Here is a 16814-nt window from a genome sequence, read left to right as displayed (position 1 = left end):
CGGGCTATAGTCGGGGCATGGGTGCGGACGGGAAGCGCTGGTCGGTGCGGGTCACCGGAGAGGTCCGGCACTGGCTGCGCGACCTGCGGGACCACGACCCGTCGTCGTACGAGAGCGTCCGGGTGGCGGTGGACAAGCTGGCCGAGGTCGGGCCGGGGCTGGGTCGCCCGCTCGTGGACACGCTGCGTGGAAGCAGTCTCCGTAATCTGAAGGAGCTGCGGCCCCGCTCCGGTCGGGACGTGGCTATCCGGGTGCTGTTCGTCTTCGATCCCTGGTCGCAGGCGGTCCTCCTGGTCGCCGGCAACAAGGCGGGCAACTGGACCCGCTGGTACCGGCAGCACATTCCGGCGGCGGAGGTTGCCTACAAGGCTTGGCTCGACAGCGAGCGCGAGCGAAGGGGGGAGTCGTGACGGAGTTCTATCACTGGGACGAGGTCCGCGCCGAACTCGGCGGTGACGACGAGGCGTACGAGGCGGAGCGCGCCCGGACCGACGCGTGGGTGAGCGCGTTCCACCTGGCCGAGGAGCGCAAGCGGCTGGGGCTCACCCAGCGGCAGGTCGCCGAGATCATGGGGGTCACGCCGGGCCGGGTCAGCCAGATCGAGAACGGCGACCTCGACGTCAACGAGGTGGCCACGCTGAGCCGGTACGCCAATGCCCTCGGCGCCCGGCTGCGGATCATCTTCGACTACGGCGACGACCTCCGGCAGATCGCCTGACCGGAGGCCGCCGATGCGGTCAGGGGCGGGCGCAGTGGGGGCGCAGGCGTACGCGTTCGGTGGTTTCGGTGAGGGAGTTGGGCTCGATCACCAGGCGGGCGATGGTGGTGGCGGGGCCGGGGCGGAATCTGCCCTGGTCGGCGGGGATGGTCGCGGTCCAGGTGCCGGCGGTGCGGTCGTCGGTGCACGCGCCGATCACGCCGAATCCGAAGCCGGTGACCGAACCGCGCCGTACCCGCTGCTCCAGGTGCACCTCGATGTACGCGAGGCCGCGCTCGGCCCCGCAGTCGAACCGGCCGCCGACGGTGGCGGTGTGCGCCCGTACGTCGGCGGCGCCGAACCAGTTGACGGAGATGCTGGGGGAGGCGGCCGGGGCGGCGACGGCGGCGCCCGGCGCGAGCCCGAGCGTGGCGGCGGTGGCCAGGGCGGTGAGGCCGGCGGCGAGCACTGGCTGTCGGACCGGGTTCATGCGCGGTCTCCTGTCGGGCGGTGGTGGGACGCGTACTCCGAAGTGGACGGCGTCAGCATCCCACCGCCGCGATGCCCGCGAGCTGCAAGATCTCGGACAGATCAGCGGTTCAGATGGGACCGGATGAGGAAGCGGACGCCCTCCGGGGCCTCCAGGGAGAACCCGCTGCCCCGGCCGGGCACCACGTCGACGGTGAGCCGGGTGTGCCGCCACAGCTCCCACTGGGCCTTCGACATCCAGAACTCCACCGGCTCGGGCACCCCGTCGACAGCCAGCGAGGCGAGCAGCACATCCGAGCCGCCGGTGCGGAACTCACCGGCCGGGTAGCACATCGGGGCGCTGCCGTCGCAGCAGCCGCCGGACTGGTGGAACATCAGCGGGCCGTGCTGCCCCCGCAGCGACCGGATCAGGTCGGCCGCCGCGGGGGTCAGGGTCACGGTGTCGCCCATCAGAAGAAGCCCAGCTTCTTCGGCGAGTAGCTGACCAGCAGGTTCTTGGTCTGCTGGTAGTGCTCCAGCATCATCTTGTGGTTCTCCCGGCCGATGCCGGACTGCTTGTAGCCGCCGAACGCCGCGTGCGCCGGGTACGCGTGGTAGCAGTTCGTCCACACCCGGCCGGCCTGGATCGCCCGTCCGGCCCGGTACGCGGTGTTCAGGTCCCGGGTCCACACGCCCGCGCCGAGCCCGTACAGCGTGTCGTTGGCGATCTTCACGGCGTCGTCCAGGTCGGCGAAGGAGGTCACCGACACGACCGGGCCGAAGATCTCCTCCTGGAAGATCCGCATCGAGTTGTCGCCCTCGAAGATGGTCGGCTGGACGTAGTAGCCGCCGGACAGCTCGCCGCCGAGGTCGGCCCGCTCACCGCCGGTGAGGACACGAGCGCCCTCCTGCCGCCCGATGTCCAGGTAGGACAGGATCTTTTCCAGTTGGTCGTTGGACGCCTGCGCGCCGACCATCGTGTCGGTGTCCAGCGGGTGCCCCTGCGTGATCTGCCGGGTCCGGTCCACGGCGGCGGCCAGGAAGTCGGCGTAGTGGCCCTGCTGGATGAGCGCCCGTGACGGGCAGGTGCACACCTCGCCCTGGTTGAGGGCGAACATGGTGAAGCCTTCGAGCGCCTTGTCCAGGAAATCGTCGGAGGCGGCGCTGACGTCGTCGAAGAAGATGTTCGGGCTCTTGCCGCCCAGCTCCAGCGTGACCGGCCTGATGTTCTCGCTGGCGTACTGCATGATCAGCCGCCCGGTGGTGGTCTCGCCGGTGAACGCCACCTTCGCCACCCGCGGCGAGGACGCGAGCGGCTTGCCCGCCTCGACGCCGAAGCCGTTCACCACGTTCACCACGCCCGGCGGCAGCAGGTCGCCGATCAGCGAGAGCAGGTAGTGGATCGAGGCGGGTGTCTGCTCGGCCGGCTTGAGCACCACCGCGTTGCCGGCGGCCAGCGCCGGGGCGAGCTTCCACACCGCCATGAGGATCGGGAAGTTCCACGGGATGATCTGCCCGACCACGCCGAGCGGCTCGTGGAAGTGGTAGGCGACTGTGTCGTCGTCGAGTTCGCCGAGCGAGCCCTCCTGCGCCCGGATCGCGCCGGCGAAGTAGCGGAAGTGGTCGATCGCGAGCGGGATGTCGGCGGCGAGCGTCTCGCGTACGGGCTTGCCGTTCTCCCACGTCTCGGCGATCGCGAGGGACTCCAGGTTGTCCTGCATGCGGTCGGCGATCCGGTTGAGGATCAGCGAGCGTTCGGCGACCGACGTGCGGCCCCACGCGTCGGCCGCGCCGTGCGCCGCGTCGAGCGCCTTCTCCACGTCCTCGGCGGTGCCCCGGGCCACCTCGCAGAAGGTCTGCCCGGTCACCGGGGTCGGGTTCTCGAAGTACTTCCCACCGTGCGGCTTCACGTACTCGCCGCCGATGTAGTGGTCGTAGCGGGACTGCCAGTGGGTGGGGGCGTCGTAGCGCGTCATGGGTACCTCCGCCGTCCGTCTGGGGTGGATGGCGGGCAGGCTAGTTTCCGGGACGTTGCAGGAACGTTGCGCGCGGCAGCGCGTACTCCTCGGCGAGCTGGCGGGCCCGCGCGACAGCGAGCGGCCGGCGGGGCGCGCCCGGCGGCAACGCCCGGGCCAGGGCCTGCCAGGCGGCCAGGTCGTCGGACCCGGCCGCCGTCGCGGTCCAGGCCGCGATCAGCCCCGGGTCGGCACCGGCCAGCACGGCGGCGCGCAACTGGCCGTCGACCAGGCGGCGCAGTCGCGCGACTCCCGGCGCGTCCGACAGGGGCAGCAGGGGCCCGGGGTACGCGCGCAGCGCCGCCGCCGGATCGCCACGTTCCAGCAGTTCGGTGACGGTACGGAAGTCGGCGCGCACGGCCGGCCGCAGCCGGTACGGGCGGGAGTCGAGCAGTTCCTCGCCGAGCACGCGGCGCAGCCGGGACAGCTCGGCGCGCAGCGTGACCGGGTGCCGCCTGTCGTCGCCGTACAGGTCGAGGCCGAGCTGTTCCCCGGTGCGCCCCTCGGGATGGTCGACCAGCAGCACCAGCAGCTCGCTGTGCCGCCGGCCGAGCCGGATGCGCCGGCCGCCGACGCGCAACTCCGCCTCGTCACGTCCGAGCGCCGACACGTACGCCACGTCCGGCGCGGCGGGCGCGGCACCGGCCAGGAACGCCTCGGCGGCCCGGGCGGTGGCCCGGACCAGGGCGAGGCTCTGCGGGTTGGCCAGGTGGTCCCCGCCGGTGATGTCGACGGCGCCGAGCAGCGCGCCGCTGGCCGGGTCGTGGATCGGCGCGGCGGCGCAGGTCCAGCGCTGCACGGGCCGGACGAAGTGCTCGGTGGCGAAGATCTGCACGCCGTGGTCGACGGCGAGGGCGGTGCCGGGGGCGTTCGTGCCGGCGTGGGCCTCGTCCCAGCGGGCGCCGGGTACGAAGTTCATCCGCTCGGCGTGCCGCAGCACCCCGGGATGGCCCTCCACCCAGAGCAGCCGCCCGGCGGCGTCGCAGACCGCCATCAGGTGCGCGCCGTCCTGCGCGATGCCGCCGAGCAGGTCGCGGAACAGCGGCATCACCCGGGCCAGCGGGTGCGCGGCGCGGTACGTCTCCAGCGCGTCGTCGGCGAGGTCGACCGGCGCGGTGGTCTCCGGGTCGAGCAGCGCGGACCGCTCCCAGGATCGGGCCACCACCTCCCGGACCCGGCCGGAGGTGGTGCCGGCGGCGAGGAACGCCTCGTGGGCGGCACCGATCTGCGCGATCCGCTCCGCCGGATCCGCGCCGAACTCCAGGGCGAGCCACGGGTCAGCCACCAGCGCCTCCTTCCACCCATCGTGACCCACCTCACCCCCGAGCGCCAATGCGTGATCCGGGTCACTTGAGCGGTGCTCGCGCCGCCCGCGTACCGGACGAACGGCCCAGACGGCCCCACGCCGGTTGTCGCAGCGTGGCCCGCGTGGAGGATGGCTGCTGCGGACGCTTACGGAACCCTTAACTCCGGCCTGCGATGGTGTGCCGGACGACGAGGGAAGACACGGGGGAGCGCAACGGTGCGGGTGCTGGTGGCGGACGACGAGCGGCTCTTGGCGGACACGGTCGCCGAGGGGTTGCGACGGTTCTCCATGGCTGTCGACGTCTGCTACGACGGGGACGGCGCGCTGGAACGGATCGGGGTCAACCGGTACGACGTGGCGGTGCTGGACCGGGACATGCCCGGCGCCACCGGCGACGACGTGTGCCGGAGCCTGGCCGGGTCGGACGCCGGCACCCGCGTGCTGCTGCTCACCGCCGCCGCCGGCATCCGGGACCGGGTCGCCGGCCTCGGGCTCGGAGCCGACGACTACCTGACCAAGCCGTTCGCGTTCGCCGAGCTGGTGGCGCGGGTGCAGGCGCTGGGCCGCCGGTCCACCCCGGCCCTCCCGCCGGTGCTGGAGCAGCACGGTGTGGTGCTCGACGTGGCCCGGCACTCCGCGACCCGGGACGGCAGCCCGCTCGGGCTGAGCCCGAAGGAGTTCGCCGTCCTGCACGTGCTGATGCGGGCCGGTGGCCGGGTGGTGAGCGCCGAGGAGCTGCTGGAACAGGCGTGGGACGAGTTCGCCGACCCGTTCACCAACGCGGTCCGGGTGACGGTGATGACCCTGCGCAAGAAGCTCGGCCAGCCGTCCGTCATCCACACGGTGCCGAAGGCCGGCTACCGGATCGGCGAGCCGGAGTGAGCCCCCGCCGCCGCATCCTGCTGGTCGGGGTGCTCGCCCTGCTCGCCGGGTTCATGCTGCCCAACCTGGTCAAGTCGCTGCTCGAAATGGTGTGGGGGCAGGCCGAGCGGTTCTGCGGCCTGGCCACGATCGGCGCGGTGTGCGAGCCGGGCCGCCCGTTCGTCCCGCTGCTGCCCATGCTCATCGAACTGCTGGTGCTGGTGGCCATCGGGTTCGCGGTGTGGGGCGCTGCCCGCTGGTGCCTGCGCCCGGTGCACGACCTGGCCGCCCCGATCGCGAACCTGGGGCCGCAGAACCTCGGCTACCGGATCCGGCGCGGCGGCCGGGACGAGCTGGCCGGGCTCGGCCGCGCGATCGACGACATGCTGGACCGGGTCACCGCCGGATACGAGGGACAGCGGCGGTTCGCCGCGAACGCCTCGCACGAACTGCGTACGCCGCTCGCGGTGCAACGCACCCTGATCGAGGTCGGCATGGCCCAGTCGCTCACCGGCGAGCAACTGGAACTGCTGACCGCCCAACTGCTCGCCACGAACGAACGCAACGAGCGGCTGATCGAAGGGCTGCTCGCGCTCAGCGAGAGCGACCAGGGCCTGCGGTCCTCCACCCCGCAACGCCTCGAACAGATCGTCAGCGGCGTACTGGCCGCGTACGCCGACCGGGCCGCCGAGGCCGGCGTGACGGTGGAGGCCCAGCTGTCGCCCCGGATCGTGACCGGCGAGCGGGTACTGCTGGAACGCCTGGTTACGAACCTGGTGGAGAACGGCATCAAGTACAACCGCGAGGGCGGCCGGCTCGTCGTCACGGTCGGCGGCGACCCCGCGCTGACCGTCATGAACAGCGGGCAGAGCGTCCCCGCCGAGGCGGTCGACGGGCTGTTCGAACCGTTCCGGCGTCTCGCCCGGGACCGGACCAACCAGGGCGGCGGCGCCGGGCTCGGCCTGGCCATCGCCCGCTCCATCACCCAGGCGCACGGCGGCATCATCGCCGCGCGTCCGGGGCCGGACGGCGGCCTGCGGGTCGACGTCCACCTGCCCCCCGTGGGCTGACCACCCCACACACGACTCCGGGAGCCGCCGTCGCGGCGTCCCGCGATGACACCTGCCCGAGGACGGGACCGGCGGAGCCGCCTTCCACCCGCAGACGGCCGGAGAGGAGACCGCAGTGCCGACCCGTACCGAGGGGAACGCGCCGCCCGACGGCCGGGTGCTCTGGGCCGACGTGGCGAAGGGCGCCTGCATCGTGCTCGTGGTGCTGTGGCACGTCGTCGTCAAGGACTACCTGCGCGTCGACTGGCGGGTCGGCCTGCCGGTGCCGGGTGCGTGGGGGCTGCTCGGCGAGCAGTTGCTGCCGCTGCGGATGCCGTTGTTCTTCGCGCTCTCCGGCATCTTCGCGGCGAACGCGGTGGCCCGCCCGTGGCGGGTGGCCGGGCGGCCCCGGATCGCGCGGAACCTCTACCTCTACGCGATCTGGCTGCTCATCCACACCGCGCTGCTGGCGTCGGCACCGGACTTCCCGACCGACCGGGCCACCGACGGTGGTGAGCTGCTGGCCCAGCTCACCGTGACGCCCTCGAATCTGTGGTACCTGTACGCGCTGGCGCTCTACTTCGCGATCGCGAAGGCGCTGCGCCGGGTGCACCCGGCGATGCTGCTGACCGCTGCGGGCGCGCTGTCCGCGGTGGCCGCCACCGGGCTGCTGGACAGCCCCGGGAACCGGGGGCACGTCTACCAGAACCTGGTGTTCTTCCTGGCCGGCGTGCACCTGCGGCCGTACCTCACCGGGTGGGCGGACGGCGCGAACACCCGCCGGCTCGCCGGCACCGGCACGGCGTACGCGATCGGGCTGGCCGCCATGGCGCCGGCCGGCGCGCAGAGGTGGCCCGGCGTGTACCTGCTCGTCTCCGTGATCGCTGTGGCGTTCGGGCTGACCGCCGCCGCCCGGCTGGCCCGGCACCGCCTGGCCGGTCCGGCGCTGGCCCGGCTCGGCCGCCGCACGCTTGGTGTCTACGTGATCCACATGCCGGTGCTGGCGCTGCTGGACCGGCTCCTCGCCGCACCGGTGGCCGGCCTGCCCGGGCCGGCCCGGGCGCTGCTGGTGACCGTCTACCCGGTCCTGCTCACCGCGCTCGTGCTGGCACTGAGCCTCGCCGCGCACCGCTGCCTCACCGCGCTCGGCGCGCACTGGCTGTTCGACCTGCCGCGCCGCCGCGCCCACTCGAATCCCGAAGGAGAGACCATGCCCCGAATCGACGCGCCGGTACTGCCGGACCGAACACATGTCGAGGAGGCCGCCCGCGTGCTGTCCGGCCGGGTGGTGCGTACCCCGGTGCTGCACAGCCCGGCGATCGATCGCCTGGCCGGCGCCCGGATCCTGCTCAAGGCGGAGAACCTCCAGGACGGCGGCTCGTACAAGATGCGCGGCGCGATGCTGGCGGTGGGCCGGCTCGCCGCCGCCGGGCACACCGGCGTGGTCGCGCAGAGCACCGGCAACCACGCCGTCGCGGTGGCGCTCGCCGCGCGCCGGCACGGGCTGGCCGCGACCGTCGTGCTGCCGGAGGACGCCGCGCCGGTCAAGGTGGACCGGGCGCGGGCCGCCGGGGCCCGGGTGGTCCGGGCCGGCACCACAGTCGAGGAGCGCCTCGCAGTCGCCCGGCGGATCGCCGAGGTGGAGGGCCACCCGCTGGTCGACGCGTACGAGCACCCGGACGTGGTGGCCGGTCAGGGCAGCGCGAGCCTGGAACTGATCGAGGAGGCGGCGCGACGCGGCACACCGCTGGACGCGCTCGTGGTGCCGGTGGGCGGGGGCGGCGGCATCGCCGGTGCCTGCCTGGCGGCGGCCGGAACCCCGATCGAGGTGTACGGCGTGGAGCCGGTCGGCTGCGACTCGCTGGCGCGCAGCCTGGCCGCCGGACGGCCCACACCTGTCGCCCCGGCGCCGAGCCTGGCCGACGGACTCCGCCCCGGCTGCGTCGGCGACCTGCCGTTCGCGGTGGCCCGCAACCGCGTACGCGGGGTGGTCCGTGTCGACGACGACGCGATCGCCGAGGCGTTCCGGCTGCTCCTGCTGGACCTGAAGGTACTCGTCGAGCCGTCCGGCGCGGCCGCGCTGGCCGGCGCCTTGCGCCTCGGCGAGCCGTCCGGCGCGGGCGGCGTCGCCCGCCCCGGGGGCGGGGCGCCGTGGCCACCCGAGGGCAGGCGGCAGATGACTGTCGGCGTGGTGCTGACCGGCGGAAACGTGGAAGCGGACCTGGTGGCCCGGCTGGCGGGCGACCGGATGACTGTGGGAGTGGCGGCATGAGAGAGACAATGCGGATCGGTGTCCTGTTCGGAGGCCCGTCGGCGGAACACGAGGTCTCCTGCGCCTCGGCGCTCGGCGTGGCCCGGGCCCTGGCCGGGCAGGGGCACCGGGTGGTGGCGCTCGGCATCACCCGTACCGGCGGGATCAGGCTGCTGCCCGAACCGGTGCTCGCGCAGCACCTCGGAACCGTGACGGCCGGGCGGGCGATCGACGACCGGCTGCCGGTCACCGGTCCGGCGGTCGAGCTGCGACGCGGAACGACAACCGGCACCGTCGCGGTCGGCGCGGCCGACGCCCCCGCGACTGTGCACGCCGAACTGGACGTGGTGTTCCCGGTGCTGCACGGCCCGTACGGCGAGGACGGCGTGGTGCAGGGGCTGCTGGAGTCACTGGGCGTGCCGTACGTCGGGTGCGGCATCCTCGCCTCCGCAGTCGGCATGGACAAGGTGGCGATGAAGCGGGCGCTGCGGGCCGAGGACGTGCCGACCACGCCGTACGTCTGGTTCGACGAACCGACCTGGCGGGCCGCGTCCGACCCGGAGAAGCTGGTGGTCGGGCTGCGCGGGCCGCTGTTCGTCAAGCCGGCCCGGATGGGCTCCTCGATCGGCATCTCCCGGGTGGCCGACGGTGACGACCTGATCGCCGCCGTGGAGGAGGCGTTCCGGCACGACCACGTGGTGCTCGTCGAGCAGGGCGTGACCGGCCGGGAACTGGAGTGCGGCGTGCTCGGCGGCTGGCAGCCGGAGGCGTCGGCGGTCGGCGAGGTCCGGGTCGCGGGCGGCTGGTTCGACTACCGGCAGAAGTACTTCGGCGACGCCGACCCGATGATCGTCCCGGCGCCGCTGCCGGACGAGGTCACCGAGCGGATCCGCGAGCTGTCGGTGCGGGCGTTCACCGCGATCGGCGGCTGGGGCCTGGCCCGTGTCGACTTCCTCTACGACGAGACCACCGGCGACCTGTTCGTCAACGAGCTGAACACGCTGCCAGGCTTCACCGCCCACTCGATGTACCCGAAGGTGTGGGCCGAGTCCGGCGTCGCGTACCCCGAGGTGGTGGACCGGCTCGTCGCGCTCGCCTTCACCAGGCACGCGGCCCGGCCGTCGCGCGAACACCCCGGGGGTACGCCGTGATCCTGCTCTCCGACCCCCGGGTCGCCGCGGTGTCCAGCCGGGACGACGGCGAACCCCTGGTGGACCTGCGCGAGGTGCCCGGGCTGCGGGTGGACGGGCGGGCCGCCGACCCCGCCGGGGCGTACGCCCGGGTGCGGCTCGGGGTCGCGGACCGGTTGCTGGCCGCGCAGCGCGCGCTGCCGGCCGGGCTGCGCCTGCTCGTGGTCGAGGGGTACCGGCCGTACCGGGCGCAGCTCGACATCTTCACCGGCTACCGGGACGAGTTGCGGCGGCGCCACCCGGACTGGCCGGCGGACCGGTTGCACCGGGAGACCACCAAGTTCGTCTCGCCGGTCGCTGTGGCCCCGCACAGCACCGGCGGAGCAGTCGACCTCACCCTGTGTGACGCCGACGGGGCGGAGTTGGACATGGGCACAGCGCTCGACGCCACCCCGGAGGAGAGCGCCGACGCCTGCTTCACCGCGGCCCGGCACATCCCGGTCAGCGCGTGGCGCAACCGGAACGTGCTGGTGGCGGCGCTGAGCGGCGCGGGGCTGGTGAACTACCCGACGGAGTGGTGGCACTGGTCCTACGGCGACAGGTACTGGGCGCTGATGACCGGAGCGCCACACACCCGCTACGGTCCGCTGTAGCCCGCGCATCCGGGTGAACGGTCCGGCCCTCCCGTCCGTACCACGCGTCGAACGACAGCGACGACGGGAGAGAACGTGAGGGTGCAGCGCAAGCACGTGATGGCGGCGACTGTGGCGGTGACCGCCACTGTGGCGGTCTCGGTGGGCACCGGACTGGGTTTCGCGGACACCGCGCCGGTCGGGCGGTCGGTCTGCGCCGGGTCGGTGACCTTCTCGGCCGAGGGCGGACCACCGGCCGCGACAAGTGACAGGTTCCCGGTGGGCACCCGGCTGCGGGTGACGAACCTGGACAACCGCAAGGTGGCCACGGTGACGGTGACCGGGCCGTCCGGGAGCTGCGTGCTGCTGAACGCCGCCGCCATGGACCTGGTACGCGAGCCGGGCAAGAACGTCGTCCGCCGCAACGTGGTGGAACGCCTCGACGGCGCCGCCGCCCCGGCGCCCGGTGCGCAGCCGGGTGAGACCCGGCCGGGCGCGGCGCAGCCGATCGGCGGCAGCGTCTGCTCCGGCGCGCTCACGTTCTTCGCCGAGGGCGGGGCGCCCGCAGCCACCAGCGGCCAGTTCCCGCTCGGCACCCGGCTGCGGGTGACGAACCTGGACAACAACAAGGTGGTGACCGTGACGGTGACCGGGCCGTCTGGTAGTTGCGTGCTGCTGAACACGGCGGCCATGGACGCGATCCGGGAACCCGGCAAGAACCTGGTCCGGCGCAACACTGTGGAGCTGCTCCGCTGATCCTCCGGGCGGAACACCATGGGCCGGTCCTGGGGGAGATCGGGCCCATGGTGTCCCACGTCCGGGGTCAGCCGAAGGCGGCCGCCAGGATGTCGAGTCCCCGGCCCAGCTCGTCGTCGGAGATGACGAGCGGAGGCAGGAACCGCAGCACGTTGCCGTAGGTGCCGCAGGTCAGGGTGAGTAGCCCGGCCGCGTGGCAGGCCGCCGAGATCGCCGCCGTGGCGGCCGGGTCCGGGGTCAGCGTGCCCGGCACCACGATCTCCATCGCGAGCATCGCGCCCCGGCCGCGTACCTCTGCCACGCGCGGGTCACCGGCGGCGATCGTGCGCAGCCGCTCACCCATCACCGCGCCGATCCGGCGCGCGGCCGCGGCCAGGTCCAGCTCCCGCATCGTCTCCATCGACGCGAGCGCGGCGGCGCAGGCGATCGGGTTTCCGCCGTACGTGCCGCCGAGGCCGCCGACGTGCACCGCGTCCATCAGGTCCGCCCGGCCGGTCACCGCCGCCAGCGGCAGGCCGCCCGCGATGCCCTTCGCCAGCGTGATCAGGTCCGGCTCGACGCCCTCGTGCTCGCAGGCGAACCAGTCGCCGGTGCGGCAGAAACCGGTCTGGATCTCGTCGGCGACGAACACCACCCCGGCCGCCGTCGCCCACTCGCGCAGCGCCGGCAGGAAACCCTGAGCGGGTACGACGAAACCGCCCTCGCCCTGGATCGGCTCGATCAGCAGCGCCGCCACGTTCTCCGCGCCCACCTGCTTCTCGATCATCTCGATCGACCGGGCCGCCGCGGTGGCGCCGTCGAGCCCGCCGTCGCGCAGCGGGTACGACATCGGCACCCGGTAGACCTCACCGGCGAACGGCCCGAACCGGTGCTTGTACGGCATGTTCTTCGCGGTCAGCGCCATGGTCAGGTTGGTCCGGCCGTGGTACGCGTGGTCGAACACCACCACAGCGGGCCGCCCGGTCGCGTGCCGGGCGATCTTCACCGCGTTCTCCACCGCCTCGGCGCCGGAGTTGAACAACGCCGACCGCTTCCCGAAGCCACCCGGCGTCAGCGCGTTGAGCTGCTCGCAGACCGCCACGTACGACTCGTACGGCGCGACCATGAAGCAGGTGTGGGTGAAGCGCTCGACCTGCGCGCGTACCGCCTCGACCACGCGCGGCGCGGAGTTGCCCACGTTGGTGACAGCGATGCCGGCCGCGAAGTCGATCCACTCCCGGCCGTCCACGTCGGTGATCGTGCCGCCGCCCGCCCGGTCCACGTACGCGGAAATCGTGCTGCCCACGCCCCGCGCCACCGCCTCGACCCGGCGCTTGTGCAACTCCTCGCTCGTGGCCACCGGGATCAGCCCTCGATGTTGTGCATGACGTGCTTGACCCGGGTGTAGTCCTCCAGGCTGTAGACCGACAGGTCCTTGCCGTGGCCGGAGTGCTTGAAGCCGCCGTGCGGCATCTCCGAGACGAACGGGATGTGCGTGTTCACCCAGACGCACCCGAAGTCCAGCCGCCGGGTCATCCGCATGGCCCGGCCGTGGTCGCGCGTCCACACCGAGGCGGACAGGCCGTAGTCCACGCCGTTGGCCCAGCGCACCGCCTCGTCCTCGTCGGAGAAGCGCTGCACGGTGATGACCGGCCCGAACACCTCGTCCTGGATGATCTCGTCGGCCTGGCGGACGCCGGAGACCACTGTCGGGGCGTAGAAGAAGCCACGCTCGCCGACCCGGGCACCGCCGGTGGTGACGTTCGCGTGGTCCGGCAGCCGGTCCACGAAGCCGCTGACCCGGGCGAGCTGGTTGGCGTTGTTCAGCGGGCCGTAGAGCACGTCCGCGTCGTCCGGCGCGCCGGTGCGGGTGTTGCGGGCCTGCTCGGTCAGCGCGGCCACGAAATCCTCGTGGATGCCCGGACCGGTGAGCACGCGGGTCGCCGCCGTGCAGTCCTGACCGGCGTTGAAGTAGCCGCCCATCGCGATCGCCTCGGCCGCCGCCGCCACGTCCGCGTCGTCGAAGATCACCACCGGGGCCTTGCCGCCCAGCTCCAGGTGGGTCCGCTTCAGGTCCGGCGCCGCCGCGGCGGCCACCTCCATGCCCGCGCGGGTCGAGCCGGTGATCGACACGAGCTGCGGGGTCGGGTGGGAGACCAGCGTACGGCCGGTGTCGCGGTCGCCGCAGACCACGTTGAACACACCCGGGGGCAGGTGCTCGGCGGCGATCTCGGCCAGCAGCAGCGTCGACACCGGCGTGGTGTCCGACGGTTTCAGCACCACCGCGTTGCCGGCCGCGAGCGCCGGGGCGATCTTCCAGACCGCCATCATCAGCGGGTAGTTCCACGGCGTCACCTGGGCGCAGACGCCGATCGGCTCGCGCCGCACGTACGAGGTGTGCCCGGCCATGTACTCGCCGGCCGAGCGCCCCTCCAGCAGGCGCGCCGCCCCGGCGAAGAAGCGCAGCTCGTCCACCGCGGGCGGCAGCTCCTCGTCGGCGGTGAGCTGCCGGGGCTTACCGGTGTTGCGGACCTCCGCGTCGACCAGCTCGGCGGCCCGCGACTCCACCGCGTCGGCGAACTTCAGCAGCGCCCGCTGCCGCTCGGCCGGTGTGGCGTCCCGCCAGGTCTCGAACGCGGCGGAGGCGGCCTTCATCGCCGCGTCCACATCCGCCGCGCCGGAGACCGGGGCCTGGGCGAAGACCTCGCCGGTGCACGGGTCGATCAGGTCGGCGTAGCCGCCGTCCACCGGGTCGACGTACTCGCCGTTGACGAAGTTGCGCAGCTGCTGCTGGTCGCTCATCAGAAGTCTCCGAGAGGGTGGCCGGGGAGAGGGTCAGCGGAGGTTATCGCAATCTGACTGCCATCTTGGCTACTAAATCCGAGGCAGACAAGGGTTTGAGCAACTGTTTCCGCGTGGGCGTCTGTGGTCTAGGCTGCCGGTCGTGGAGCCGAGAGCCTTCTACGTCGCCGGTCGCCCCGCCCACGGCGAGGACGAGCTGACAGTCACCCACCCGTACGACGGGCAGCCGGTGGGGCGTACCACGCTCGCCACGGCCGACCAGCTCGAAGCCGCAGTCGCGGGCGCCGCCGCGGTGGCCGCGGAGGCCGCGGCCCTGCCCGCGCACGCCCGTGCGGCCGCCCTGGACCACGTCTCCCGCCGGCTCGCCGAGCGGGCCGACGAGGTCGCCGCGCTGATCACCGCCGAGAACGGCAAGCCGGTCAAATGGGCGAAGGCCGAGGTCGGGCGCGCGATCTCCACGTTCCGCTGGGCCGCCGAGGAGGCCCGCCGCTTCTCCGGCGAGCTGCAACGGCTCGACACCGACCCCGCCGCCACCGGGCGGATCGCCCTGGTCCGGCGCGTGCCGCGCGGGCCGGTGCTCGGCATCACCCCGTTCAACTTCCCGCTCAACCTGGTCGCCCACAAGGTCGCCCCGGCGCTCGCCGTCGGCACCCCGATCGTGGTCAAGCCCGCACCGGCCACCCCTCTCACCGCGCTGCTGCTCGGCGAGATCCTGGCCGAGACCGACCTGCCCGAGGGCATGTTCTCGGTGCTGCCGCTGCCGAACGAGCGCGCCGCCGAACTGGTCACCGACCCGCGGCTACCGGTGGTGTCGTTCACCGGCTCCGGACCGGTCGGCGCGGCCATCCGCCGGGCCGCGCCGGACAAGCACGTCACGCTGGAGCTCGGCGGCAACGCGGCGGCGGTCATCTGCGAGGACTGGGCGGCGGACGAGGACCTGACCTTCGCCGCGCACCGCATCGCCACGTTCTCCAACTACCAGGCCGGGCAGTCGTGCATCGCCGTGCAGCGGGTCTACGTGCACGAATGGCTCTACGACGGCTTCCTGCCCCGGCTCGTCGCGGCGGTGCAGGCGCTGCGCACCGGCGACCCGCGCTCCGAGCTGACCGACGTCGGCCCGCTGGTGTCGGTCGAGGCGGCGCAGCGCGTCGAGACCTGGGTGGACGAGGCGGTCGCCGCCGGCGCCGTCATCGAGACCGGCGGGCGGCGCGACGGCGCCACCTACCCGCCCACTGTGCTCAGCGGCGTGCCGGCCGACGCGAAGGTGTGCGCCGAAGAGGTGTTCGGACCGGTGCTGGTGGTCGCCCCGGTCGTGAACGACCGGGCCGCGTTCGCCGCCGTCAACGACTCGGCGTACGGCCTCCAGGCCGGCGTCTTCACCCACCGGCTCGACGTGGCGTTCGACGCCGCCCGCACGCTGGAGGTCGGTGGCGTGATCGTCGGGGACGTGCCGTCGTACCGGGCCGACCAGATGCCGTACGGCGGGATGAAGGGCTCCGGGGTCGGGCGGGAAGGGCTGCGCAGCGCGATGGACGACTACACCGAGCCGCGGGTCACGGTGCTGACCGGCGTGGCCCTCTGACCGCTCGCCCGCCGCTCACCAGGTGCCGTCGTCGCGGACCCGGGCGGGGGCGCGGCCGAGCAGCAGGGTGGTGAGGGCGGCGTCGATGTCGGCGCCGAGGAACCACTCGCCGGCCTGGTCGAGGGCGAAGATCCGGCCGTGCTCGTCGATCGCGAGGATGCTCTCCTGACGTTCGCTGCCGAGCGGGAAGAGACGGGCGCCCAGGACGGCGGCGAAGTCGGCGAGGGAGTCGGCGGTGTGGGCGGCCCGCAGCGGATTCGTAGTGAACCGGCTGATCCAGACCTGCTCGCCGGGCCCGCGCCGTCGGCTCAGGACGGCCGGGAACGCGGTGAGCGCCGCCTCGGCGGCGGGGAACGCCTCGTGCCGGTGATGCTGCCCCGCGACCGCCTTCGTCTCGGTCATCGCGCCCATCGCGAGTGCCTCGTTGAACATGCTGATCTGCCAGCCGCCGTCCATGAGGGCGTGGGCGACGTCGTCAGGAAACCGCCCGGGTTGAATGACCTCGCGCGGCTCCGGGCGCCATTCCTCCACGAAGGCGAGGTCGGACCACGGCAGTACCGCGAACCGCACCAGGAACCGGACGCACGAGTCGCAGGGAAGATCCGCTTGTCCGCCCTGGGGGTCGCCAGGCTCACGACTGCGATAGACCTCGATTCGGCTACTGGCGAGCAGGTCGCGCGCGTCCTCGATGGACAACGGCGGCAGACCCTCGGCGGCTCGGCGGTGGTCGTGCTCGTAGAGCGCATCGGAGACGACGATCATCTCGGCGTGCCGTTCCCCGCCGCGTACCAGATGCCCCGCCGGTAGTTCGTCCAGATAGGACTGCACCAGCGGATGGTGGCGTACCTCGATCGCGCCCTTCGCGCCCTGCGCGACGTGCTGCCGGCCGTCGAGCGTGAGGTGCGCCGCCGCGCCGGGCGTGGGCAGGCGGGTCAGCTCACGCAGCAGTTGGGCGGCCGGGTCGACGGTACGCGGCGGGCGCGGTTCGGCCGGACGCCGCTGCCGGTACATCCGCTCGACCGCCGCGGCCGGCACCCGTGGCCACGTGGACACCTCGCCGGTCTCCTTGTCGATCACAGTGGTCGGCAGGTCGCCGGGGAGCGCCCGGGCCTCGGTGGACACGACGGAACTCACCACGTAGCCCAGGTCGAACTCCTCGACCTCCGGCGTGCAGGGAAAACCGAGGCGGTCGGAGTCCCGCCGGGCCCACACCGAGGCGATCTGCTCGGCCTGCTGTCGCTCGATCACCACCTGAAATTACCGGACCCCACGGATTTCGTGGCACC

General features: G+C 73.1%; 16 protein-coding genes. 9 read left to right on the top strand and 7 right to left on the bottom strand.

What is annotated here, in order from left to right:
* The first annotated feature begins 17 nt into the window (after positions 1-17).
* The gene (locus tag FB455_RS25425; protein WP_041798810.1) at positions 18-410 is read left to right on the top strand and encodes a type II toxin-antitoxin system RelE/ParE family toxin; all 393 of its coding nucleotides are present in this window, start codon (positions 18-20) and stop codon (positions 408-410) included.
* Positions 407-718, top strand: a complete 312-nt coding sequence (locus FB455_RS25420; protein ID WP_013284175.1) for a helix-turn-helix domain-containing protein — start codon at positions 407-409, stop codon at positions 716-718. The genes FB455_RS25425 and FB455_RS25420 overlap by 4 nt, the downstream gene beginning before the upstream one ends.
* Positions 719-737: 19 nt before the next feature.
* On the opposite strand, the gene FB455_RS25415 is transcribed toward FB455_RS25420, so the two are convergent.
* The 4 genes from FB455_RS25415 to FB455_RS25400 all read right to left on the bottom strand — a co-directional run bounded on the left by FB455_RS25415 (position 738) and on the right by FB455_RS25400 (position 4465).
* A complete protein-coding gene (locus FB455_RS25415) occupies positions 738-1187 on the bottom strand; it encodes a hypothetical protein (protein WP_013284176.1) in 450 nt (149 codons plus the stop codon).
* Between the two features lie 101 nt (positions 1188-1288).
* Positions 1289-1636, bottom strand: coding sequence for a DUF779 domain-containing protein (locus tag FB455_RS25410; protein WP_013284177.1), 348 nt, complete (start codon positions 1634-1636; stop codon positions 1289-1291).
* Complete coding sequence (adh, locus tag FB455_RS25405; RefSeq protein WP_047892325.1) at positions 1636-3141, bottom strand: aldehyde dehydrogenase; 1506 nt, start codon at positions 3139-3141, stop codon at positions 1636-1638. The genes FB455_RS25410 and adh overlap by 1 nt, the downstream gene beginning before the upstream one ends.
* Before the next feature lie 40 nt (positions 3142-3181).
* Positions 3182-4465, bottom strand: coding sequence for a sigma-54-dependent transcriptional regulator family protein (locus FB455_RS25400; RefSeq protein WP_145755105.1), 1284 nt, complete (start codon positions 4463-4465; stop codon positions 3182-3184).
* A gap of 237 nt (positions 4466-4702) precedes the next feature.
* On the opposite strand from FB455_RS25400, the gene FB455_RS25395 reads away from it, so the two are divergent.
* The 6 genes from FB455_RS25395 (at position 4703) to FB455_RS25370 (ending at position 11165) form a co-directional block, all read left to right on the top strand.
* On the top strand, positions 4703-5368 hold the full coding sequence (locus tag FB455_RS25395) for a response regulator transcription factor (protein ID WP_030271171.1): 666 nt from the start codon (positions 4703-4705) through the stop codon (positions 5366-5368).
* Positions 5365-6417 (top strand): sensor histidine kinase, encoded by a 1053-nt coding sequence (locus FB455_RS25390; protein WP_013474095.1) that lies wholly within the window; start codon positions 5365-5367, stop codon positions 6415-6417. Before FB455_RS25395 ends, FB455_RS25390 begins: the two co-directional genes overlap by 4 nt.
* Positions 6418-6532: 115 nt before the next feature.
* Positions 6533-8668 (top strand): pyridoxal-phosphate dependent enzyme, encoded by a 2136-nt coding sequence (locus FB455_RS25385; RefSeq protein WP_145755104.1) that lies wholly within the window; start codon positions 6533-6535, stop codon positions 8666-8668.
* Positions 8665-9798, top strand: coding sequence for a D-alanine--D-alanine ligase family protein (locus tag FB455_RS25380; protein WP_145755103.1), 1134 nt, complete (start codon positions 8665-8667; stop codon positions 9796-9798). The genes FB455_RS25385 and FB455_RS25380 overlap by 4 nt, the downstream gene beginning before the upstream one ends.
* A complete protein-coding gene (locus tag FB455_RS25375) occupies positions 9795-10430 on the top strand; it encodes a M15 family metallopeptidase (protein ID WP_145755102.1) in 636 nt (211 codons plus the stop codon). The genes FB455_RS25380 and FB455_RS25375 overlap by 4 nt, the downstream gene beginning before the upstream one ends.
* A 75-nt stretch (positions 10431-10505) precedes the next feature.
* Positions 10506-11165 carry an RlpA-like double-psi beta-barrel domain-containing protein gene (locus tag FB455_RS25370; RefSeq protein ID WP_013284184.1) on the top strand — a complete coding sequence of 220 codons (660 nt, stop codon included), beginning with the start codon at positions 10506-10508 and terminating at the stop codon, positions 11163-11165.
* Between the two features lie 67 nt (positions 11166-11232).
* Here the strand turns inward: FB455_RS25370 and gabT are convergent, their stop codons facing one another.
* Positions 11233-12504, bottom strand: a complete 1272-nt coding sequence (gene gabT / locus FB455_RS25365; RefSeq protein ID WP_145755101.1) for a 4-aminobutyrate--2-oxoglutarate transaminase — start codon at positions 12502-12504, stop codon at positions 11233-11235.
* 5 nt (positions 12505-12509) lie between these two features.
* On the bottom strand, positions 12510-13946 hold the full coding sequence (locus FB455_RS25360; RefSeq protein WP_013284186.1) for a gamma-aminobutyraldehyde dehydrogenase: 1437 nt from the start codon (positions 13944-13946) through the stop codon (positions 12510-12512).
* 142 nt (positions 13947-14088) lie between these two features.
* Between FB455_RS25360 and FB455_RS25355 the strand changes: the two genes are divergently transcribed.
* Complete coding sequence (locus tag FB455_RS25355) at positions 14089-15528, top strand: aldehyde dehydrogenase family protein (RefSeq protein WP_145755100.1); 1440 nt, start codon at positions 14089-14091, stop codon at positions 15526-15528.
* A gap of 15 nt (positions 15529-15543) precedes the next feature.
* On the opposite strand, the gene FB455_RS25350 is transcribed toward FB455_RS25355, so the two are convergent.
* The gene (locus tag FB455_RS25350; RefSeq protein WP_013284188.1) at positions 15544-16779 is read right to left on the bottom strand and encodes an SUKH-3 domain-containing protein; all 1236 of its coding nucleotides are present in this window, start codon (positions 16777-16779) and stop codon (positions 15544-15546) included.
* Between the last annotated feature and the right edge of the window lie 35 nt (positions 16780-16814).

The organism is Micromonospora sp. CNZ296 (assembly GCF_007827635.1).
This window is presented reverse-complemented; position numbering and strand designations above follow the sequence as displayed.

What these genes read in the sequence shown, in the direction of transcription:
- FB455_RS25425 (WP_041798810.1), top strand. Translation starts at nt 18, where the DNA reads ATGGGTGCGGACGGGAAGCGCTGGTCGGTGCGGGTCACCGGAGAGGTC.
- FB455_RS25415 (WP_013284176.1), bottom strand. Translation starts at nt 1,187, where the DNA reads ATGAACCCGGTCCGACAGCCAGTGCTCGCCGCCGGCCTCACCGCCCTG.
- FB455_RS25410 (WP_013284177.1), bottom strand. Translation starts at nt 1,636, where the DNA reads ATGGGCGACACCGTGACCCTGACCCCCGCGGCGGCCGACCTGATCCGG.
- adh (WP_047892325.1), bottom strand. Translation starts at nt 3,141, where the DNA reads ATGACGCGCTACGACGCCCCCACCCACTGGCAGTCCCGCTACGACCAC.
- FB455_RS25380 (WP_145755103.1), top strand. Translation starts at nt 8,665, where the DNA reads ATGAGAGAGACAATGCGGATCGGTGTCCTGTTCGGAGGCCCGTCGGCG.
- FB455_RS25360 (WP_013284186.1), bottom strand. Translation starts at nt 13,946, where the DNA reads ATGAGCGACCAGCAGCAGCTGCGCAACTTCGTCAACGGCGAGTACGTC.